Source organism: Methylosarcina fibrata AML-C10 (assembly GCF_000372865.1).
Lineage (GTDB): Bacteria > Pseudomonadota > Gammaproteobacteria > Methylococcales > Methylomonadaceae > Methylosarcina > Methylosarcina fibrata.
Genome location: NZ_KB889965.1, coordinates 2058764 through 2077737, shown reverse-complemented (window position 1 = coordinate 2077737; position 18974 = coordinate 2058764). Strand labels below are relative to the sequence as shown.

At 55.0% G+C, this 18974-nt stretch carries 22 protein-coding genes; 7 read left to right on the top strand and 15 right to left on the bottom strand.

Annotation, left to right across the window (positions count from 1 at the left end; all coding sequences use genetic code 11):
* The first annotated feature begins 3 nt into the window (after positions 1–3).
* Positions 4–1227 carry a hypothetical protein gene (locus A3OW_RS0109920; RefSeq protein ID WP_020563286.1) on the top strand — a complete coding sequence of 408 codons (1224 nt, stop codon included), beginning with the start codon at positions 4–6 and terminating at the stop codon, positions 1225–1227.
* A 21-nt stretch (positions 1228–1248) separates the two neighbouring features.
* Here A3OW_RS0109920 and moaA read toward each other — a convergent pair whose 3' ends face one another.
* From moaA to A3OW_RS0109845, 15 genes are all read right to left on the bottom strand, one after another.
* Positions 1249–2256, bottom strand: a complete 1008-nt coding sequence (moaA, locus tag A3OW_RS0109915) for a GTP 3',8-cyclase MoaA (RefSeq protein WP_026223471.1) — start codon at positions 2254–2256, stop codon at positions 1249–1251.
* 151 nt (positions 2257–2407) lie between these two features.
* On the bottom strand, positions 2408–3187 hold the full coding sequence (locus A3OW_RS0109910) for a TatD family hydrolase (RefSeq protein WP_020563284.1): 780 nt from the start codon (positions 3185–3187) through the stop codon (positions 2408–2410).
* Between the two features lie 74 nt (positions 3188–3261).
* Positions 3262–3612, bottom strand: coding sequence for a PilZ domain-containing protein (locus tag A3OW_RS0109905; RefSeq protein ID WP_020563283.1), 351 nt, complete (start codon positions 3610–3612; stop codon positions 3262–3264).
* Between the two features lie 4 nt (positions 3613–3616).
* On the bottom strand, positions 3617–4600 hold the full coding sequence (locus tag A3OW_RS0109900) for a DNA polymerase III subunit delta' (protein WP_020563282.1): 984 nt from the start codon (positions 4598–4600) through the stop codon (positions 3617–3619).
* A complete protein-coding gene (tmk, locus tag A3OW_RS0109895; protein WP_020563281.1) occupies positions 4601–5290 on the bottom strand; it encodes a dTMP kinase in 690 nt (229 codons plus the stop codon). It lies immediately after the preceding gene.
* Positions 5287–6285: an endolytic transglycosylase MltG gene (gene mltG / locus A3OW_RS0109890; protein ID WP_020563280.1), complete on the bottom strand. Its 999-nt coding sequence runs from the start codon at positions 6283–6285 to the stop codon at positions 5287–5289. The genes tmk and mltG overlap by 4 nt, the downstream gene beginning before the upstream one ends.
* On the bottom strand, positions 6278–7108 hold the full coding sequence (pabC, locus tag A3OW_RS0109885) for an aminodeoxychorismate lyase (RefSeq protein WP_020563279.1): 831 nt from the start codon (positions 7106–7108) through the stop codon (positions 6278–6280). The genes mltG and pabC overlap by 8 nt, the downstream gene beginning before the upstream one ends.
* Positions 7109–7147: 39 nt before the next feature.
* Positions 7148–8392, bottom strand: a complete 1245-nt coding sequence (gene fabF / locus A3OW_RS0109880; RefSeq protein WP_026223470.1) for a beta-ketoacyl-ACP synthase II — start codon at positions 8390–8392, stop codon at positions 7148–7150.
* Positions 8393–8482: 90 nt separating this feature from the next.
* The gene (gene acpP, locus A3OW_RS0109875; protein WP_014148504.1) at positions 8483–8713 is read right to left on the bottom strand and encodes an acyl carrier protein; all 231 of its coding nucleotides are present in this window, start codon (positions 8711–8713) and stop codon (positions 8483–8485) included.
* A gap of 229 nt (positions 8714–8942) precedes the next feature.
* Positions 8943–9671 carry a 3-oxoacyl-ACP reductase FabG gene (gene fabG / locus A3OW_RS0109870; protein WP_020563277.1) on the bottom strand — a complete coding sequence of 243 codons (729 nt, stop codon included), beginning with the start codon at positions 9669–9671 and terminating at the stop codon, positions 8943–8945.
* A complete protein-coding gene (fabD, locus tag A3OW_RS0109865) occupies positions 9664–10644 on the bottom strand; it encodes an ACP S-malonyltransferase (protein ID WP_020563276.1) in 981 nt (326 codons plus the stop codon). The genes fabG and fabD overlap by 8 nt, the downstream gene beginning before the upstream one ends.
* A gap of 82 nt (positions 10645–10726) precedes the next feature.
* Positions 10727–11695, bottom strand: coding sequence for a beta-ketoacyl-ACP synthase III (locus A3OW_RS0109860; RefSeq protein ID WP_020563275.1), 969 nt, complete (start codon positions 11693–11695; stop codon positions 10727–10729).
* On the bottom strand, positions 11692–12720 hold the full coding sequence (plsX, locus tag A3OW_RS0109855; protein ID WP_083918188.1) for a phosphate acyltransferase PlsX: 1029 nt from the start codon (positions 12718–12720) through the stop codon (positions 11692–11694). The genes A3OW_RS0109860 and plsX overlap by 4 nt, the downstream gene beginning before the upstream one ends.
* Positions 12721–12892: 172 nt before the next feature.
* Entirely contained in the window at positions 12893–13075 is a 183-nt protein-coding gene (rpmF, locus tag A3OW_RS0109850) for a 50S ribosomal protein L32 (protein WP_020563273.1), read from the bottom strand.
* Entirely contained in the window at positions 13056–13601 is a 546-nt protein-coding gene (locus A3OW_RS0109845) for a YceD family protein (RefSeq protein ID WP_020563272.1), read from the bottom strand. The genes rpmF and A3OW_RS0109845 overlap by 20 nt, the downstream gene beginning before the upstream one ends.
* A 169-nt stretch (positions 13602–13770) precedes the next feature.
* Here A3OW_RS0109845 and A3OW_RS0109840 point away from each other — a divergent pair, with 169 nt between their 5' ends.
* The 6 genes from A3OW_RS0109840 to A3OW_RS0109810 all read left to right on the top strand — a co-directional run bounded on the left by A3OW_RS0109840 (position 13771) and on the right by A3OW_RS0109810 (position 18971).
* Entirely contained in the window at positions 13771–14271 is a 501-nt protein-coding gene (locus A3OW_RS0109840; protein ID WP_020563271.1) for a YqiA/YcfP family alpha/beta fold hydrolase, read from the top strand.
* A 329-nt stretch (positions 14272–14600) separates the two neighbouring features.
* A complete protein-coding gene (locus A3OW_RS0109830) occupies positions 14601–15164 on the top strand; it encodes an SRPBCC family protein (RefSeq protein WP_020563269.1) in 564 nt (187 codons plus the stop codon).
* A gap of 2 nt (positions 15165–15166) precedes the next feature.
* Positions 15167–16132: a beta-propeller fold lactonase family protein gene (locus A3OW_RS0109825; protein ID WP_020563268.1), complete on the top strand. Its 966-nt coding sequence runs from the start codon at positions 15167–15169 to the stop codon at positions 16130–16132.
* Positions 16133–16217: 85 nt separating this feature from the next.
* Entirely contained in the window at positions 16218–16502 is a 285-nt protein-coding gene (locus A3OW_RS0109820; protein ID WP_020563267.1) for a hypothetical protein, read from the top strand.
* Between the two features lie 331 nt (positions 16503–16833).
* Complete coding sequence (locus A3OW_RS0109815) at positions 16834–18093, top strand: ABC transporter substrate-binding protein (RefSeq protein ID WP_020563266.1); 1260 nt, start codon at positions 16834–16836, stop codon at positions 18091–18093.
* Positions 18090–18971, top strand: a complete 882-nt coding sequence (locus tag A3OW_RS0109810) for a carbohydrate ABC transporter permease (RefSeq protein WP_020563265.1) — start codon at positions 18090–18092, stop codon at positions 18969–18971. The genes A3OW_RS0109815 and A3OW_RS0109810 overlap by 4 nt, the downstream gene beginning before the upstream one ends.
* The last annotated feature ends 3 nt before the right edge of the window (positions 18972–18974 follow it).

Below are 18974 nucleotides of genomic sequence, written 5' to 3'. Positions count from 1 at the left end.
CGTATGGTTCCAATAATCCGTCACTCTATTCTGAATCTTGCATGTTATTACGCTTGCTTTACCGTTTTGGCCTGGCCTTGCGCCGGCCAGGCTCGAGAATCCGGGGAAAACGAATGGTGGCCGGAATCGGTTCAAGTTCATGGATTTTTGTCGCAAGGCATTATTCACACCTCGGACAACAATTTCTTCGGCAAATCGGATGATTCGATCTCCCACGACTTCAGAGAATTGGGAATCAACGGCTCATGGAACATGTTATCCGATCTGCAGGTGGCGATGCAGGTGGTCTGGCGCGATGCCGGCGATACCGATAACGGCGGCTTTCGGATTGATTATGGCCTAGCCAACTATAACCTGTATTCGTCGGAAACCTCCTTGTTGTCCATTCGGGGAGGCCGGGTGCCGACGCCTTTGGGTTTTTACAACGACACTCGGGACGTCGCCGCTACCCGGCCCAGTATTTTATTGCCGCAATCCATTTATTTCGACGTCAACCGGAACCTCGCCCTTTCGGCGGACGGCGGTTATTTTTATGGCGAGCATCGCACCGACTACGGCGAGTTTACCTTGAACGTGGGTGGAATCATTCCCCGAATGGACGATCCCGATTTCAATTACGTCATTCTGGGCAATTCGCCGGGCCATATGGACGGCGATGCGTCCTGGGTGGCGCGGTTGGGCTATGAACTGGAACAGGAAATCGGACTGATCCGTCTGGCGGTGACTTACGCCGGCTTTGAAGGCCATTACCGGCCTTATGCGGGCGCTACGCTGCAAGCGGGCAAATGGCAGTTTCATCCGTTGATCCTGTCGGCTCAATTCAGTGCGGAGGATTGGTCCCTGACCGGCGAGTATGCGCTGCGCCGAGCCGATTTGAACGGTTTTGCGCCGCGGCCCGATACGGGATTTACCGGACAAAGCTTTTATATTCAGGGCACTTACCGGCTGACCGAAGCCCTTGAAGGGGTAGTTCGTTATGACGACTTGATTTGGGACCTGAACGATCCGTATGGCGAAAAATTTTCCGCCATGACCGGCGCTCCCGCGCATTCCCGATTCGCCCAGGACTGGACTTTCGGTTTACGCTATGAAATCCTGCCTTCCCTGATGCTGAGCGCGGAATATCATCATATCAACGGTACCGGCTGGCTGTCCGGCATCGAAAACCCGCAAGGAACAACTCAGCACTGGGACTTGTATTCGGCCATGATATCGTACAATTTCTAAGGCCTTGTTTGCATTTTCGGTTTAGCCGCCGGTCATGTTCATGTAGCGCAGGATGACCGGTTGTTCATGGATATTGAATTCGTGTCGGGCCGGCTTGATCTGCATTGAGTCCAAGATGGTCTTTTTTAACAGAGCCAGATCTCCCGGCGCACTTCGAATAACTTCTTTCAAATCGACCGAATGCTCGTTGCCCAGGCATAACAGCAGGTGTCCCTCGGCGGTCAGCCGGACTCGGTTGCATTGGCCGCAAAAATTTTCGCTGTGCGGAGAAATAAAGCCGACCCGGGTATGCGTGCCGGCCACTTTATAGTAATTTGAAGGCCCGCCGGTCTTTTCGGTCGTGGCCAGCAAGGAAAATTGCCGGGCCAGGTCTTTTTTGATCAGCTCGCTGGGATAAAAGGCTTCGGCGCGGTCGTGCCGGTGCACCACGCCGAGCGGCATTTCTTCGATAAAACTAACGTCGATGCCGTTGTCGACGGCATACCGTACCAGATCGTTGACTTCCATGTGATTTCGGTTTTTAAGAATGACGGCATTGATTTTAATGCCTTCAAACCCTGCCGATTTGGCGGCCCGGATGCCGCTGAGCACCTGCGCCAGATTACCGGTTCGGGTGATCGTTCTGAATTTGTCGGGATCCAGGGTATCCAGGCTGATGTTGATGCGCCTTACTCCGGCGTTTTTTATCGATGCTGCCATGCTTTCCAGATGAGAGCCGTTGGTGGTCATCACCAGTTCCTTCAGCGTCTCGATCCGGCCCAGATTTTCCAGCAATTCCAGCACGCCTTTTCGCACCAGCGGTTCCCCGCCCGTTATCCGGATTTTGGTGACGCCGAATTCGGCAAACGCTTTGGCCAGCGTGTGAATTTCTTCGAGCGTCAGGATTTGAGAGCGGGGCAGGAAGGTCATGTCTTCCGCCATGCAATAAACGCAGCGAAAATCGCATCGGTCGGTAATCGAAATGCGCAGATAATCGACCTTTCTGCCGAAACGATCGATCAATTGAGGAGCAACTGTGGAGTGGGTCATGGTGCGCCGGAGTTAAATCGAGAATGCCAATTCTAGCATAAAATCGCCCAGGTATTGACCGCGGTTGATCATGCCTGATCAGACCTGCCTGCTTCTATGAAGTTCCGGTGGCGAAGGCGATTCGATTTGAGGCCAGGGCTCGGGTTTCCGTTCAAGAAGGAGTCAGCTTGAACAGGGTATAAAAATTACAGGTCGACCTTTCGGCGATTTCTTCGAAAGAGGTGTTTCTTAATTGGGCAATCTGTTCTGCGACGAAGCGGACGTACATCGGATAATTGGGTTTGCCGCGGAAGGGAACCGGCGCCAGATAAGGAGAATCGGTTTCGATCAGAAAACGGTCGGCCGGCACTTTTTGGGCCACTTCCCGGATTTCCCTGGCGCTGTTGAAGGTCACGATGCCGGAAAAGGAAATATAAAAATTCAATTCCAGAGCCTGTTCGGCAAACTCCCAGTCTTCGGTAAAGCAATGAATGATTCCGCCGATTTGATCCGCGCTTTCTTCTCTCAAAATCCGCAAAGTATCGTGCCTGGCTTCGCGGGTATGAATGATCAAAGGTTTGTGTAACGCTTTCGCGGCCCGGATATGGTTTCTGAAGCGTTGCTGTTGCCAGCCGAGATCGCCGGTGCTGCGAAAATAATCGAGCCCGGTCTCGCCGATGCCGATCACTTTCGACGGCCGGCCCAGCGTGACGAGTTCTTCCACGTCGGGCTCCCTGCCGTCATGAGCATTCGGATGAACGCCGACGGTTACCGAAACGGCCGGATAACCCGAGACCAGGTCCAGCATGGCCGGATAGGATTCCAGGTCGATTGAAATACAGAGCATGTGTTCCAGTTTGCTTTCCTCGGCCGCACTCATGAAACGTCCGAAATCGTTTTGATACGGCGCAAGATCGATGCGGTCGAGATGGCAATGGGAATCTATCAGCATGGACAGGGAAATGGCGGTTGAATGACACAATCAGATTAAAAGCAGACGATTCGGTTCCGTTGTTGGTTAGGATTTTACATCGTATGGGTAGACCGTCCGGATTCCAGCGCACCGGCCAGATAGGTTTCTATTTTATTCCGGGCGACGCCGCCGTCCTGATCGCTGAATTGTACACCGATTCCCGGCGACCGGTAAGCTTCGGAGCCGGGGGGCGTTTTCCAGATGATTTTGCCGGCGATCGGCAGCCGTTCCGGTTCTTCCATCAAATTCAGCAGCATGAACACTTCCTGGCCCATTTCATAAGGCCGGTTGGTCGGAATGAACAGGCCGCCGTTGATGACGAACGGCATGTAGGAGGAATACAACGAATTTTTATCCTTGATGGTAAGCGACAGGATGCCCTGGCGGGGAGTTGCATCGGTCATGGAATTACTTACTCCGGTTGAGTTGGGACCACAGTATCAATAGTTCTTCCAGCATCAATTGTTTGTTGACCTGGGTATCGAGCCGTCGGCGGCTGGCCAGTATCAGGTCGTACAACCGGTACAGGCTTTTTAAGTCTAGCCGCCCCGCCAGTTCTTGCAAGGAAGTCCTCAGATCGGGATTATAAATAGTGCCGGGCCGGATTCGGCAACTGCATTTGATCAAATCGATCGTCCACGAGCTTATCCAGAGAAGTAAGTCGGGTTGTGGCAATTTTAACCAGTTTTCCGCCGTCGTGATCGGGCTGGTCTGCTGTTTCGCGACCGCCAGCCAGGTTTTGAAGCATTCGTTGCGCAGAGGCAGGGTTTGGGCCTCCGCATACTGCCGGGCCAGCAGCGGCGAATTCCGTGCCATGGCGGCCAGAGTTTCCAGGTCATCTTCAATATGTTGTTGTTTCAGCCAGGCAACAACGGTTTCCTGGTCCGGAGGAGCCAGAGCCATTTTCTGGCAGCGGCTGAGGATCGTGGCCGGCAGTTGGGCGGGCTTTTCGGTGATCAGCAAAATCACCGTGCGTTCTCCCGGTTCTTCCAGACATTTTAAAAAGGCATTCGCCGCCGATTGATTCATGCGGTCGGCAGGATCGATGAGGACGACCCGGAAGGCGTCGTATTGCGGTTTGAGCTGCGTGTCGGCGATCAGGCCGCGGATCGAATCGATGCCGATGGCTTTTCCGGCTTCGGCAGGTTCGATGTAAAACAGGTCGGGATGCGATCCGGCCTGGATCAGCAGGCAACTGTCGCACTGGCCGCAGTGCAGGCCGTGCGCAGCGGGATTCGGACAGAGCAGGGAAAAAGCGAATTGTTCGGCCAGGCGCCGCTTGCCCAGGCCCTTGTTTCCGGAGATCAGGAGCGCCTGGGGAATCCGGTTTTGCGTCCTGTATTCGCACAGATGGCGCCACTCCTTTTGTTGCCATGGGAGAACGGACTCCATTTACTCCGCCCTGTCGGCAATAGACGGCCGGGAAACGCCGTCGAGCAAAGGATCAATCGCTGCGGCAATGGCCGCCTGCACCTGAGGCAGCGGCCGATCGGCCGCGATCAGGCGGATTCGCTCCGGATGCAGTTCGGCTTGCCGTAAATAAGCCGTTCTGATCTTTTCGAAAAAGTCGGCTTTTTCTTCTTCAAAGCGGTCGGAGATGCCTCTTGCTTTCGCCCTGGCCAGGCCGATTTCGATCGGAGCATCGAGCAACAGGGTCAAATCCGGCCTCAAGTTACCTTGCACCAGCGTTTCCAGCCAGGCGATGGCGCTGACGCTCATGTTTCTGCCGCCGCCCTGATAAGCGTAAGTGGCATCGGTAAAACGGTCGCACAAGACCCACCGACCCTGAGCTAATGCCGGTTCGATGACGTGCCGCAGATGTTGTGCCCTGGCAGCGAACACCAGCAATAATTCGGCGGTTTCGGTCATCGGTTCGTCGTTTTTGTCGAGCAGCAGCGCGCGGATTTTCTCGGCCAGCCCGGTGCCGCCAGGCTCGCGCGTCACCAAGGCGGAAATTTGCCGGCGCCGGAGATAATCCTGGATAAAAGCCAGATTCGTGCTTTTGCCTACGCCTTCACCGCCTTCCAGCGTAATGAATTTGCCTCTGGCGGCGGGAGCGCCAGGTAAGAGAGAGAGCGTCATTTCGGCGGCTTTTGGTATAAGTTGACGGCCTGATTGTGTTCTTTCAGGGTGGTGGAGAAGACGTGCGTGCCGTCGCCACGGGCGACGAAATAAAGGGTATCGCTGTTGTCGGGATGCAGCACCGAATGGATGGCCTGTTGTCCCGGCATCGCAATCGGAGTCGGCGGCAGCCCTTTGATGAGATAGGTGTTGTAGGGCGTCGCATTTTTCAGGTCTTCGGATCCGATGTTGCCCCGGTATCGCTCGCCCATGCCGTAGATGACCGTGGGATCGGTCTGCAGCGGCATGCCGTTTTTCAGCCGGCGGATGAAGACGCCGGCGATGAGCGGTCGTTCGGATTCGGTTCCTGTTTCCTTTTCGATAATGGAGGCCAGAATCAAGGCGTCGTAAGGAGTATTAAAAGGCAATCCTTCCGCCTTATGGCTCCATTCTTCCAGCAGTACCTTCTGCATTTTGTCATAGGCCCGTTTTAACAGGGAGACGTCCGACATATGCTTCTCGAAAAAATAAGTATCGGGAAAGAACTGGCCTTCGGGCATTCTAATTTCTGCGCCGAGTTGAGTCATGACTTGATCGACCGGCATTTTGCCGAGAATGTGTTCCAGATTGGGGTTTTTCCGGATTTCCTGGGTAATTTCCTTGAAACTCCAGCCTTCGGGAAACGTGATCGCGTATTGCTTGGTCTTTCCCTGCACGAAAAGGTCTATGACGTTGCGGATGGTCATGCCTCGGGTTAACTCGTATTCTCCGGTCCGGAGTTTTTTGGCCGAATTGTCCTGAAAGGCGACGACCTTGAACCAGAACGGCTTGATCGCCGGATTTCGGGCGGCCAGTTTGTCGGCGATGACGTTCAAGGAATCGCCTTTGTTGATTTCGACGCAAACTTTTTCCTGTTTGACCGCCGGCGCGTACAGGGCGGTTTGATAATCCATCCAGAGCCAGCCGCCGACGAAACTGAACAGGATCACAGCTAAGCCGATGAGTTTGTTATTCATCGTGGACTGCCTCGTTTTTAAATTCAGTGAGATCGAATTGACATTGCCGCGTAAAAGGGCCAACGGCATACCGGACGTTGCCGATGGCCCGAACAGGCCAGATCCCTATGATCGAATTGCATACAAAGACTTCGTCGGCGGCCGATAATTCATCTACGGTCGGAGCGGTTTCCCGGACGGTGATGCGGCGCTTGCTCAAGAGATCCATCAGAATCCGGCGGATAATGCCGTCTACGCCGCACTGCGTCAATGCCGGCGTATAAGCGCTCCGGTTGCTGAAATAGAAGAGGTTGGTCATGGTGCCTTCGATAACATGGCCGTTGATGTCCAGCATGAGTCCTTCCTGAATTTCCGGGTCGTCCCATTCGGCCCTGGCCAGCACCTGTTCGAGCCGGTTCAGATGCTTGATGCCTGCCAACGCAGGGTTGAGCCCCAGGCGCGTCTGGCATATCCGCACGGCAACGCCCTGCTCCCGGTAGCGGCCCGGATAATCCGGACAAGGATGGAGACTTAACACGCGAGTGGGACGGGTTGCTTCGGGCGGTCGATAGCCACGTCCGCCCGAACCCCGGGTGATGATCAATTTGAGTACCGCGTGGGGCGCGTTTTTACAGAGAACGGCGGCTTCGGAACGAATCAGTTCGGGATCGGGGCAGGGAATCTGCAGTCGGGCACAACCCGTTTGCAGCCTGTGTAGGTGCCGGTTTAAAAAAACCGGTCGACCGTTGTGAACTTCGATGGTTTCGAACAAACCATCGCCGTATTGAAAGCCGCGATCGGAAATTTCGATATGATCCCGGTATTCACCATTGATCAAGATCATCGATAGAACATACCGAAGGCATGCGGTAGCGTTGGTTTCTTACCCGTAGCGTCTGAAAACCAAAGTGCCGTTGGTTCCGCCGAAACCGAACGAATTCGACAAGGCGTATTCGATTTTCATATCCCGGGCGGTATTCGGGACATAGTCCAGATCGCACTCGGGATCCTGATTCTCGAGATTGATGGTCGGCGGGGCGATTTGATGCTTGAGGCTCAATGCCGTGAATACGGCTTCAATGCCGCCGGCCGCGCCCAACATATGGCCGGTCATCGATTTGGTCGAACTGACCGCAAGCTTGTAGGCGTGAGCGCCCAGAGCCGATTTCATCGCCTGGGTTTCACCGATATCGCCGGCCGGCGTCGAGGTGCCGTGCGCGTTGATGTAATCGATTTGCTCGGCGTTCAGACCGGCGTCCCTCAATGCGTTTCTCATACACCGTGCAGCGCCTTCTCCTCCGGGAGAAGGCTGAGTCATGTGATACGCATCGCCGCTCATGCCGTAACCGACCAGTTCGGCATAAATTTTCGCGCCTCGCGCCCTGGCGTGTTCCAGTTCCTCCAGAACGACCACGCCGGCGCCGTCGCTCAATACGAAACCGTCGCGATCCTTATCCCACGGCCGGCTTGCCGCCTGCGGGGCGTCGTTGCGTCGAGACAAGGCCTTGGCGGAGATAAAACCGCCCATCGCGGTAGGCGAGGAAGTGCAGCGTTCCGCTCCGCCGGCGATCATGACGTCGGCATCCCCGTATTGAATCAGGCGGGCCGCGTCTCCGATATTATGGGTGCCGGTAGCGCAGGCGGTGACGATGGAAAAATTGGGGCCTTTCAATCCGTACTTGATCGACAGATTGCCCGAAATCATGTTGATGATGTTGCCGGGTACGAAAAAAGGCGAAATCCGGCGTGGTCCGCTTTTTTCATAGAAGGCATAGCATTCCTCGATGCCGGTAATGCCGCCGATACCCGCGCCGATCGCCACGCCGATCCGTTCGGCATTGGCTTCGGTAACCTCCAGGCCGGAATCTTCAAAAGCCTGGCAGCCGGCGGCGAGGCCGTAGTGGATAAACCCGTCCATGCGCTGAGCATCCTTACCGGGAATGTATTGGGTAATATCCAGGTTTCTGATGACACCGCCGAAAGTTGTGGCAAAAGGCGAAATATCGAAGGAATCAATCGGACTGATGCCGCTTTTGCCGTTGACGATGCCGTCCCAGGTTTCCGGGACCGTGTTGGCCAACGGCGTAACAGCGCCTAATCCGGTTATTACAACTCGGCGTTTGCTCAATGTGATTTACCTTAACAAATGATAGGGCAGGACTGCTGTAATCGGGTGCGATTTAGTGGATGAACGAGGGTGCATCCACTAAAATCAATTTCAAGCGTTCTTTTCTACGTAATCGATGGCTTGTTGTACGGTTGTGATTTTTTCAGCTTCATCGTCCGGAATTTCACATTCGAATTCTTCTTCAAGAGCCATCACGAGTTCAACTGTATCCAGAGAGTCAGCGCCAAGATCATCAACGAATGAAGCATCATTTGCGATATCTTCTTTTACTCCTAATTGCTCTGCAACAATTTTTTTCACTCGTTCTTCAACATTACTCATAATTTTTATCCTCAAACAATGCAAGTTAATCGGTAGCTCATGGAGTACTTGCAATAGTAGCGTTATTAATTTTTACTTGAAATCCCGCCTACGGTGTTTCCAGACGGCGGCGGGCATTATACTTTAATATTATATCGATGTCACAATATTAAAATGGCGTTGATTTGCTGGGAACAGGGTCCTTTTTTGCTCAAACGCCCTCAAAATACCGGAACAACCCGGCAAAGGCCTAGGGCATGTACATGCCGCCGTTGACGTGCAGGGTTTCGCCGGTGATGTAGCCGGCATGGGGTGAAGCCAGAAATGAAACGGCATGGGCGACTTCTTCCGGTTCTCCCAGCCGGCCCAGAGGGATGACCGACAACAGGCTCTGTCTGACGTCGTCGCTCAATTCTTTGGTCATGTCGGTGTCGATAAAACCGGGAGCGACGGTGTTGACGGTAATGTTGCGCGAACCGACTTCTTTCGCCATCGATTTGGTAAAACCGACGATGCCGGCCTTGGCGGCGGCGTAATTGGCCTGGCCGGCGTTTCCGGTAGCGCCGACGACCGATGAAATGTTGATGATGCGGCCGGTTTTGGCTTTCATCATGCCGCGCAGTACGGCCTTGCTCATCCGATAAACCGAGGTCAGGTTCGTGCTGATGATGCTGTCCCATTCTTCGTCCTTCATCCGCATCAACAGATTGTCTCGGGTAATGCCGGCGTTATTGACCAGTACCACCGGCGTACCGAACTCGTCGTTGACGGTTTTGGTGACTTCGGCGACCGATTCGGCGTCGGCGACATCCAGTTTCAGGCCTTTCCCGTTTTCGCCCAGATAAGCGGAAATGGCCTGGGCGCCGTTGTCGGTCGTGGCGGTGCCGACGACAAAAAAGCCGTCGCCGGCTAATCTTTCGGCAATCGCCCTGCCGATACCGCGGCTGGCGCCTGTGACTAAAGCGACTTGTTTAGGCATTCAACAGCTCCTTAACTTTGTTTATGGATTCGGAATCGAAGAGAGTCATGTGTTCGGCTTCCTTGACGATGCGCTTGTTCAATCCGGCCAGCACCTTGCCGGGTCCGCATTCGACGAAGCGAGTAACGCCCTGGTCGTGCATGAAGCGGACGGTATCCACCCAGCGCACCGGCAGATACAGTTGGGCTACCAAAGCGCTGCGGATGACGTCGGGCGCGCTGTGGGCGATGACGTCGACGTTATGGATCAGAGTCGTATTCGGCGTTTTTATACCGATGCCCTGCAAGTAATCCTCCAGAGCTTCGGCGGCCGGCTTCATCAAGGCGCAATGGGAGGGTACGCTGACCGGCAGCAATACGGCGCGTTTGGCGCCGGCTTCTTTGGCCGCAGCGACCGCCTTTTCGACAGCGGCTCGGGTGCCGGCAATGACCACTTGGCCGGGTGAATTGAAATTTGCCGCGGAAACCAGTTCGGCGCCGGTTTCCTCGGGCAGTCCTTCGTCATTGTCCGAGGCATCGGCGCAGAGTTTAACCACTTCATGATCTTCCAGACCCAGAATGGCCGCCATGGCGCCTACGCCTTGCGGGACCGCTTCCTGCATCAGGCTGCCCCGCGCGGCGACCAGTTTGATCCCGTCTTCAAAGGATATCGCTTCCGAACAGACCAGCGCGGTGTATTCTCCAAGGCTGTGTCCCGCTATCCAGGCGGGGCGAACGGGGCTTTCCTTGCACCATACCTGCCAGACGGCATAGCCCGCCGCCAGCATCGCCGGCTGGGTATTCTGGGTCTGATTGAGCTCGTCTTCCGGGCCTTCGGCGACCAGGGTCCACAGGTTCTTGTCGAGAGCCTCGGAGGCGCGCTCGAATAACTGTTTCACTTCGGGATGGGCGGCCGCCAGATCGTTCAGCATGCCGACGGATTGAGAGCCCTGGCCTGGAAAAACAAAGGCTAAATTATAGGTTTGTTCGCTCATGATGAAACTTGCCGTTAGGGTTGGGTGATAAGCAAAAAATGCGCCGATCTATGGCGGGCCGGTTCGTCTGTGCATGGCAATGTCAATATTTAAGCAATACCGAGCCCCAGGTGAAGCCAGCGCCGAATGCTTCAAGCAATACCACCTGATTTCTCCGGATGCGGCCGTCGCGAACCGCTTCGTTGAAAGCGAGCAATACCGAAGCGGACGACGTGTTGCCCTGATTTTCGAGGGTGACCACGACCTGTTCCATCGACATTTTCAATTTCTTGGCGGTGGCCGCGATGATGCGGATATTGGCCTGGTGCGGCACTAGCCAGTCGATGTCGGACTTGTCCAAGCGGTTGGCTTCCAGGGTTTCGTCGACAATGCGTCCCAGCGTGTTGACGGCCACCTTGAACACTTCGTTGCCCCGCATGCTGATGAATCCCGATTCGCCCTTATTGGCTTCGGTGGCCGCCTGCGGGTTGGGGCAGTACAGCAGATCTTCGTATTCGCCGTCGGAGTGAATATGGGTCGACAGGATGCCGGTTTCCTCCGAAGCGCCCAACAATACCGCTCCGGCCCCGTCTCCGAACAGGATGCAGGTGGTTCGGTCGGTCCAGTCGACCAGGCGCGAGCAGATCTCGGTGCCTATGACCAGGACTTTTTGCGCGGCGCCCGATTTGACGTACTGGTCGGCGATGCTCAAGGCGAAAATGGAGCCGGAACAGGCCGCCTGAACGTCGAAAGCCATGCATTGCTTGATGCCGAGGCGCTGCTGCAGAAGGCAGCCGGTACTGGGGTACACGCGGTCGGGCGTGCCGGTGGCGACGACGATCAGATCGATTTCCTCGGGATCGATTTGAGCCGCTTCGATCGCCTGGCGCGCTGCAATTTCCGCCATGCTGGACGCGGTTTCATTGGGCCCTGCGATGCGGCGGCTTTTGATGCCGGTGCGCTCGTAAATCCAGCTATCGGAGGTATCAACGGTTTCAGATATTTGATCATTGGTGAGGATTTCTTCGGGCAGATATCCTCCGGTTCCGATAACTCTTGAATAACGATTCATGCGCTTGCTCTCTGTGCCAGGGTTTTTTCGACCTGTTCGCTAATTTTTTTTATAACATCTTTTTTGACTTCAATTTCAGCAAGCTGAATGGCCGTTTTGAAAGCCAGAATGTCGGCTCCGCCATGGCTTTTGATTACCAGCCCTCTAAGACCAAGAAAACTGGCGCCGTTATAGAGGCGCGGATCGATGCGTTTTTTGAAGGAATGAAGCACGGGATAAGCCATCAATCCCGACAGTTTGGTCAACCAATTCTTGCCGAATGCCTCTTTCAGGGCGGTGCTGATCATTTTGGCGGCGCCTTCGATGGATTTGAGCGCGACGTTGCCGACAAAGCCGTCGGTTACGATCAGATCGACTTTAATATTGCCGGCATTCAGGGAGTTGCCTTCCACGTAGCCGATATAATTCAAGGAAGAATTTTCCATTAATTTAGCCGCCGCCTTGACTTGCTCGTTGCCTTTCATCTCTTCTTCGCCGATGTTCAGCAGGCCTACCTTGGGAGAAGGGATATTCTCGACGGCTTTGACCAATTCGGCCCCCATCACCGCAAACTGGAACAGATGCTCGGCGGTGCAGTCCACGTTGGCGCCCAGATCCAGAACGTGAGTGTGCCCGTAAATGGAAGGCAGTGTGGAGATAATGGCCGGGCGGTCGATGCCGGGGATCATTTTCAGAACAAAGCGGGCGGTAGCCATCAAGGCGCCGGTGTTGCCGGCGCTGACGCAGGCATCGGCGGCGCCGTTGTGAACGAGGTTGATGGCGATCCGCATGGACGAATCCTTTTTGTTTTTCAGCGCTTTTGACGGCGGCTCGTCCATTTCCACGCACTGGCTGGCATGCTGGACCGTCAGTCTGCCCTGGAACGCATTCAGGTTTTCACCCAAGTGCCGGGTCAGTACAGCTTGGTCACCCACCAAAATCAGTTTTAAATCGGGATTGCTCTTCAGGCACTCCAATGATGCTGGTATTGTCACTTCAGGACCATGGTCCCCGCCCATGGCATCAATAGAAATTGTTAAACTCACTTTGATGAATGACTCCGAAATAGTTGTAAGAAACCGAGTCGGAGTTGAATCGGTCAGTGCGACACTCTTTTCGTCCGACGATTATGATGCTATAGATTAAATGGATAATCTGAAAAAGGGAACATCATGGCCGGCCGGATCTGTGCAACCCGGGCCAACCCGAACAAGCCGATTAGTCTTCTTCGCCAACGGTTACGATTTGACGGCCTTTGAAATAACCGTCGGGAGTCACGTGATGACGCAAATGGGTTTCGCCCGTCAATGGATCCTGAGCAAGCGCCCGGGCGGTTAAGGCGTCGTGGGAACGGCGTTGACCGCGTCTTGAACGCGATACTTTACTTTTTTGTACGGCCATTTTTGGTCTCCGATAGTTTTAAATGGGTTAAAATGGAAAAAGGGTTTTCTCGATCCGGTTGACTGTTTTGCGGTTCGGAACCGGTTTCGCCTAAATTACCGCTCCGACCAAGGCAATCGTGCGGATGCTTTGGATATTGCGGCAAAATGAGGAGCAATTCGTCCTCAACGATATCCTTAAGCAGAATTTTTTCTTCTTCAAGCAACAAAGGCTCATAATCTCCAGGCAATCGGTCGGCTTCGTCGATGGAACCGACGACGGCCAGTTTAATCCTGTTGTCCACGGGCCAGACAAGATCCTGGAGACAATTTTGGCAAACCAGATGCAGCTCCGATTCGATTCTGCCTTCGATGACCGCCAGTTTGCCTTCGCGCCTGAAGTTGAGATCCACGGCGATGCTGCCGGTATCGTCCAGCAACAGCGAGGCTAAACGTTCAAAACAGTCCAATGGAATCAGCCCCTTCAACACGCTTCGCTTGTCCGCCAGGTGTAAGGGGTCGATGTATTTCGGCAATCGATCTAACATAACTTTACAATGTTATCCGGAAAATCTCATTGCGTCAAACTCTTAATAGGCGTGTAACAATAGAAAAGCATCGGCTCGGGAAAATAATCGGAGAAGTGGAACTTACGGTTCTTTTGCTATTACTATATGGATTCAGTTCACTCGTTGACAATACAACTGGGAAACTTCGATGAAAAAAATAGTCATTTACAATCACGGCAAAGAAAGTACCCCCTGGAGCGAAAAGTCCCTGGCGTTCGCCGAAGTTGCAAAGCGGTACGGTTATGATTTCGAAAGTCCGGATTATCGCTTGCAATCCGACCCGGAAGAGCGGATCCGGCAATTGCTGGCGATGGATTTATCGGCTTATGGAGAATGCATTCTGATCGGTTCCAGTATGGGGGGCTACGTGGCGACGGTGGCGTCGGAAACGATCAAGCCGCACGGCCTCTTTTTATTGGCTCCGGCCTTTTATCTGCCCGGCTATCCAAGGACCGATTTTCATCCGCCCGCAGCGCGGACTCTGGTCATTCACGGCTGGCAGGACGACATTGTCCTGCCGGGAAATTCATGGATGTTTTGCCAGAAGCACAGCATCCGCCTCAACATGGTGAATGCCGATCATCGGTTGCTGAGCGAACTGCCGTATTTGACGGAAGAGTTCGAGCGTTTCCTGCGCACTTTACCCTGAGCCGGTTTTTGCGCCGAGACGTCCTGTTAAATTGAAGCGGCGGATTCATGCCGTAGTGATTTTAGCCGGGCAGGAAATTTTTTCGTCTGGTCGGCGCTGGCAAATTAAGGAAGAAATAGCGGCGAAATGAAAGCAAAGTCTTTCAATGCGCCGGTTTTTCGAGCGTGAAAAAGCAGCCGGAATCTTGCCGGGTTCCCTGCTTTCTCGGAGTTTTGCCGGATCCATTCCTCTTTCGGCCGTAAAGGAAGGATGCATTCCCTGATGCTTGCCGCAATCAGTTGTCATATAATGAGCCGTTTATTTTTAATATTCCACACGTAGGAGCCATTATGAAGAAAATGTATTTAGGCATGTCGGTATTGTTGTTCTTCTTTTCCGCCCTGGCTTATGCCCACGGACCGGTCCGTCAAAAAGCCGAAGAAGAAATCCTCATCGATGCCCCGGCCGAAAAAGTCTGGGGAATCATCAAGGATTACGGCGACATGTCCTGGCATCCTGGAATAAAAAGCGTGACCAATCAGGACGGCAATAAAAAAGGAGCCATCCGTGTTCTGACGCTGAACGACGGCGGCACCATTACCGAAGAATTAAAAAAATACGACGAAGCCAAGATGTCGTATTCTTACAAGATTACCGAAATGAGCACGGCCAAGACCATTACCCATGCGGGCGCCGAGGAAAAAGTGCCGGTGTTGCCCGTCGACAATTACGCCGCTACGATCGAAGTGGAGCCGCAAGGCGACAAGTCCAAGGTATCCTGGAAAGCGGCTTACTACCGGGCTTACATGAACAACAATCCTCCGGCCGAAATGAACGAGGAAGCCGCCAATACCGCGGTGACGGCGGTTTTAAAGCAGGGCTTGGCCAATCTGAAGACTCTGGCTGAAAAATAAGAATGCGCTTGCTGCGTATTGACGCGTTGGCTGTGGCGTTCTTTTTCGCTACAGCTTTTTCTGCCGGATTTGCCTCGGCTTCGCCTTTCGCCTACATCAGCAACCAACTGGACGATAGCGTTTCGGTGATCGATACCGCTCTGGGCAAGGTCGTGGCAACCATTGCTGTGGCCGGCAAACCGGCAGGCATTGCCTTGTCTCCCGACGGCGCCAGAGTTTACGTCAGCGTTCCTGAAGGCCACGGCTTCGCCGTGATCGACGCCGAAAAACGCCAGGTGGTCGCCAAGGTTCCTCTCGGCAGCGGCTCTCTCGGCATTGCGGCAGGCCCCGACGGAGATAAAATCTATGTGGCCGATTGGTACCGGAATACGGTGACCGTGGTCGATGCGCACAGCCTTCAGCCCATCCGGACGATTGCCGTCGGCCAGTCGCCGTCGGGCCTGGTCGTCAGTCCCGACAATCGCTGGTTGTACGTCGCCAATCGCCTGAGCGATTCGGTTTCCAAAATCGATCTGATTTCATTCTCCGTAACGGGGACCGTGCCGGTCGGCTCCCATCCGTTCGGATTGGCCATCGATGCCCGGGGCGAGCGTCTCTATGCAATCAACGTCCAAAGCGACGACGTGACCGTGATTGCCGCCGGCCGCATGAAACCCGTGGCCGCCGTTAAAGTCGGCACGCGTCCCTATGCCGCGGCGCTGGCCCTGAACGGCAGCAGGCTGTTCGTCACCAATCAGGACGACGGCACCGTATCGGTGATCGATACCCAAGCCTTGAAGGAAATCGCCTCGATCGAAGTCGGCGACAAGCCCGAGGGCATCAGCACCCATCCCGACGATCGGCGCGTCTATGTCGCCAACTGGTTCGACGGCGACGTCTCGGTCATCGATGCGGATTCGATGAAAACCGTCGGCACCGTTAAAACCGGCGAAGGCAGCCGCGCCTTCGGGCAGTTCATCGGCAAGTAGCCGATTCCTTGAGGCCAGCGATTACCGGCGCCGTTTCGGATCGGTGTGATAAAATCCCGTTTGAAGAGAAAACATCAGGAAATTTATGGCAGAAAATGTAGAGCAATTGACCGTGGCTTATGAGGACGGCGGCATCGAAACGGTCAAGGAACTGGATAAAAAAGTGCTGACCAAAGGAGCCTGGGCGACGGTGATGTTTCGCTATCAGGAATGGAACCGCGCCAAGGAAGAATACGGCCCCGACAAATATTCGATTCGCCGTTATCAGAAGCAAAACGGCGAATACCGCCAGAAATCCAAATTCAACATTTCCAGCAAGGAGCAGGCCAGAAGCATTATCGAAACGCTGGAAAAATGGATAGAGGAATAATCTCGGGAATGGAATCCATACGCTATTCGGGCGGGGGAAACCAAGGCTTCTGCGATCCTTTCGACCGGCGACCTGCCCGAAACCACTGCGTCGGTTGCATGGGCGAAAATTGACAAGCCGACGGTTTGTCCCATTCTCGTCACCGCGGGCTGTTTTTCAGGCGAGCGCGCTGTGTTATGATCCGTCAAGGCGGCGCGGCCTGGGTTAAAATAGGACGACGTCGATTGGTTCTGTCAGAGGTCGCCGGCCTTGTTATCGTTAAACATCCGGACAAGCTTGAAAGTGCCTGGGTTGACCGGGCCACGCACAGCCGAAGGAGGTTAACCGGGCCATGCGCATTCCATCCCCGATCCGCCCCAGCGTTGCCGTTCTGCTTGCGATTTTGCTTGCCGCCGCCGCAGGCTGCCGAAACGGTAAAAATCACGAACCGCCGACACTGTCTTGGTACGTTTTCAACGAACCTTCCGGTGCCTTTTCCGAAGCGGCCGGATTCTGCACGAAACAATCCTCCGGCCGCTACAAGATTACACTGCTGCCGTTGCCTCCGGATGCGGATCAGCAGCGCGAACAAGTGGCGCGTCGCCTGGCCGCATCGGACCGGGACATCGACATCATCGGCATGGACGTTATCTGGACCGCGGAATTTGCCGAAGCCGGCTGGATTCTAGCCTGGCCCGAATTGCCGGCAAAAAGAGTCTCGCTTGGGCGCCTTCCTGTCTCGGTTGAAAGCGCTCACTATCGAAATCGTTTGTGGGCCGCACCGTTGACCGGCAACGTCCAACTGCTCTGGTATCGCAGCGACCGGGTCAGCGTTCCGCCCGCCACCTGGAGCGAATTGATCGAGCAAGCCGAAGCGCTCGGACAGGCCGGAGCCATTCAGGTTCAGGGCCAGCGCTACGAAGGATTGACGGTGTTTTTCATCTCACTGCTGGCGTCGGCGGGCGGTCAGGTGCTCGATGCAAGCGGCGGCGCCGTTTCCTTGAACTCTGCCCCGACGAGGAAAACGCTCGCTTTGATGAAACGGCTGGCAATGTCGCCGGCTGCCGATCCTGCGCTCGATACGGCGCGCGAAGATCAGGCCCGGCTCGCCTTTGAAACGGGCGGCCCGACGTTCATGATCAATTATCCTTACGTCTGGCCGAGCGCCCATCGAAATGCTCCGGAGATAGCGTCGCACATGGCGTTTGCCCTCCTGCCTGCCGTCGAGGAGAATCGGTCTGGCAAGGCCGTGCTCGGCGGAATCAATCTGGGCATCGGCGCTCATAGCCGTTATCCTAAGCTTGCCCTGGAAGCGGCCGAATGCCTTGCTTCCCGTCCCAATCAAATCCGTGCTGCGATAAAGGGCGGCCTGCCGCCGACGCTGGATGCGCTCTACGATGATCCCGAAGTGCGCCGCCGTTTCCCTTTCGCCGATATTCTGCGCGAGACTCTGCGCGAAGCTGTTTTGAGGCCGCGTTCGCCGCTTTATAACGACGTTTCGTTGGCGATCGGCCGCATTCTGCATCCTCTGCACGAGCTTGATCCTGAAACGGACGCAATCAGGCTGCGGCAGGCCGTGGCAAGGGCGCTGCATTCGGAGGGACTGCTGTGAACCGTAGAACGCCGGCCGAACGCCGCCTCGGCTGGCTGCTTTGCGCTCCTGCCGTCGCCGCGATGCTGCTGGTGACGGCTTATCCCATTCTGTATTCGGTCTGGTTGTCGCTGTTTCGCTACGATTTGCGTTTTCCGGCCGGCCGGCAGTTTGTCGGCCTGGACAATTATCTGAGCGTGCTCGCGTCGGAAGTCTGGTGGCGCGCTCTGGCCAATACGTTGATGATCACCGGGCTATCGGTTGCGTTCGAACTGGCATTGGGTTTGGCCCTGGCGCTGCTGATGCACCGGGCGGCCGTGGGGCGCCGAACGATTCGAACGGCCCTATTGCTGCCTTACGCGCTCATCACGGTCGTGGCCGCTCTGGCCTGGAAATTCGCCTTCGATCCCGCTACCGGCTTTGTCAATGCGCTGCTGTCGCTGGACATGCCCTGGTTCAGCCGAGGCTGGTCGGCTTTTTTCGTCATTGTCTTTACCGAAATCTGGAAGACGACTCCTTTTATGGCGTTGCTGCTGCTCGCGGGACTGACGCTGATCCCCGAGGATCTGATCCGCGCAGCCCGCGTGGATGGCGCCTCGGCCTGGCAGCGTTTCCGGATGATTACTCTGCCGCTGATGAAGCCGACCATTCTGGTCGCGCTCCTGTTCCGGACCCTCGATGCCTTTCGCATTTTCGACACGGTTTATATTCAGACGCGCGGTGCCCAGGACACCGAAACCGTTTCGATCGTCGCTTACAATACACTCATCATTCGGCTGAATCTGGGTTTGGGATCGGCCGTTTCGGTACTGATTTTTTGCGGAGTTCTGATGATCGCCTTTCTGTTCGTCAAGGGATTCGGCGCTTCTTTCACCGCGCCCGAAAAAGGCTCGAAATGAACG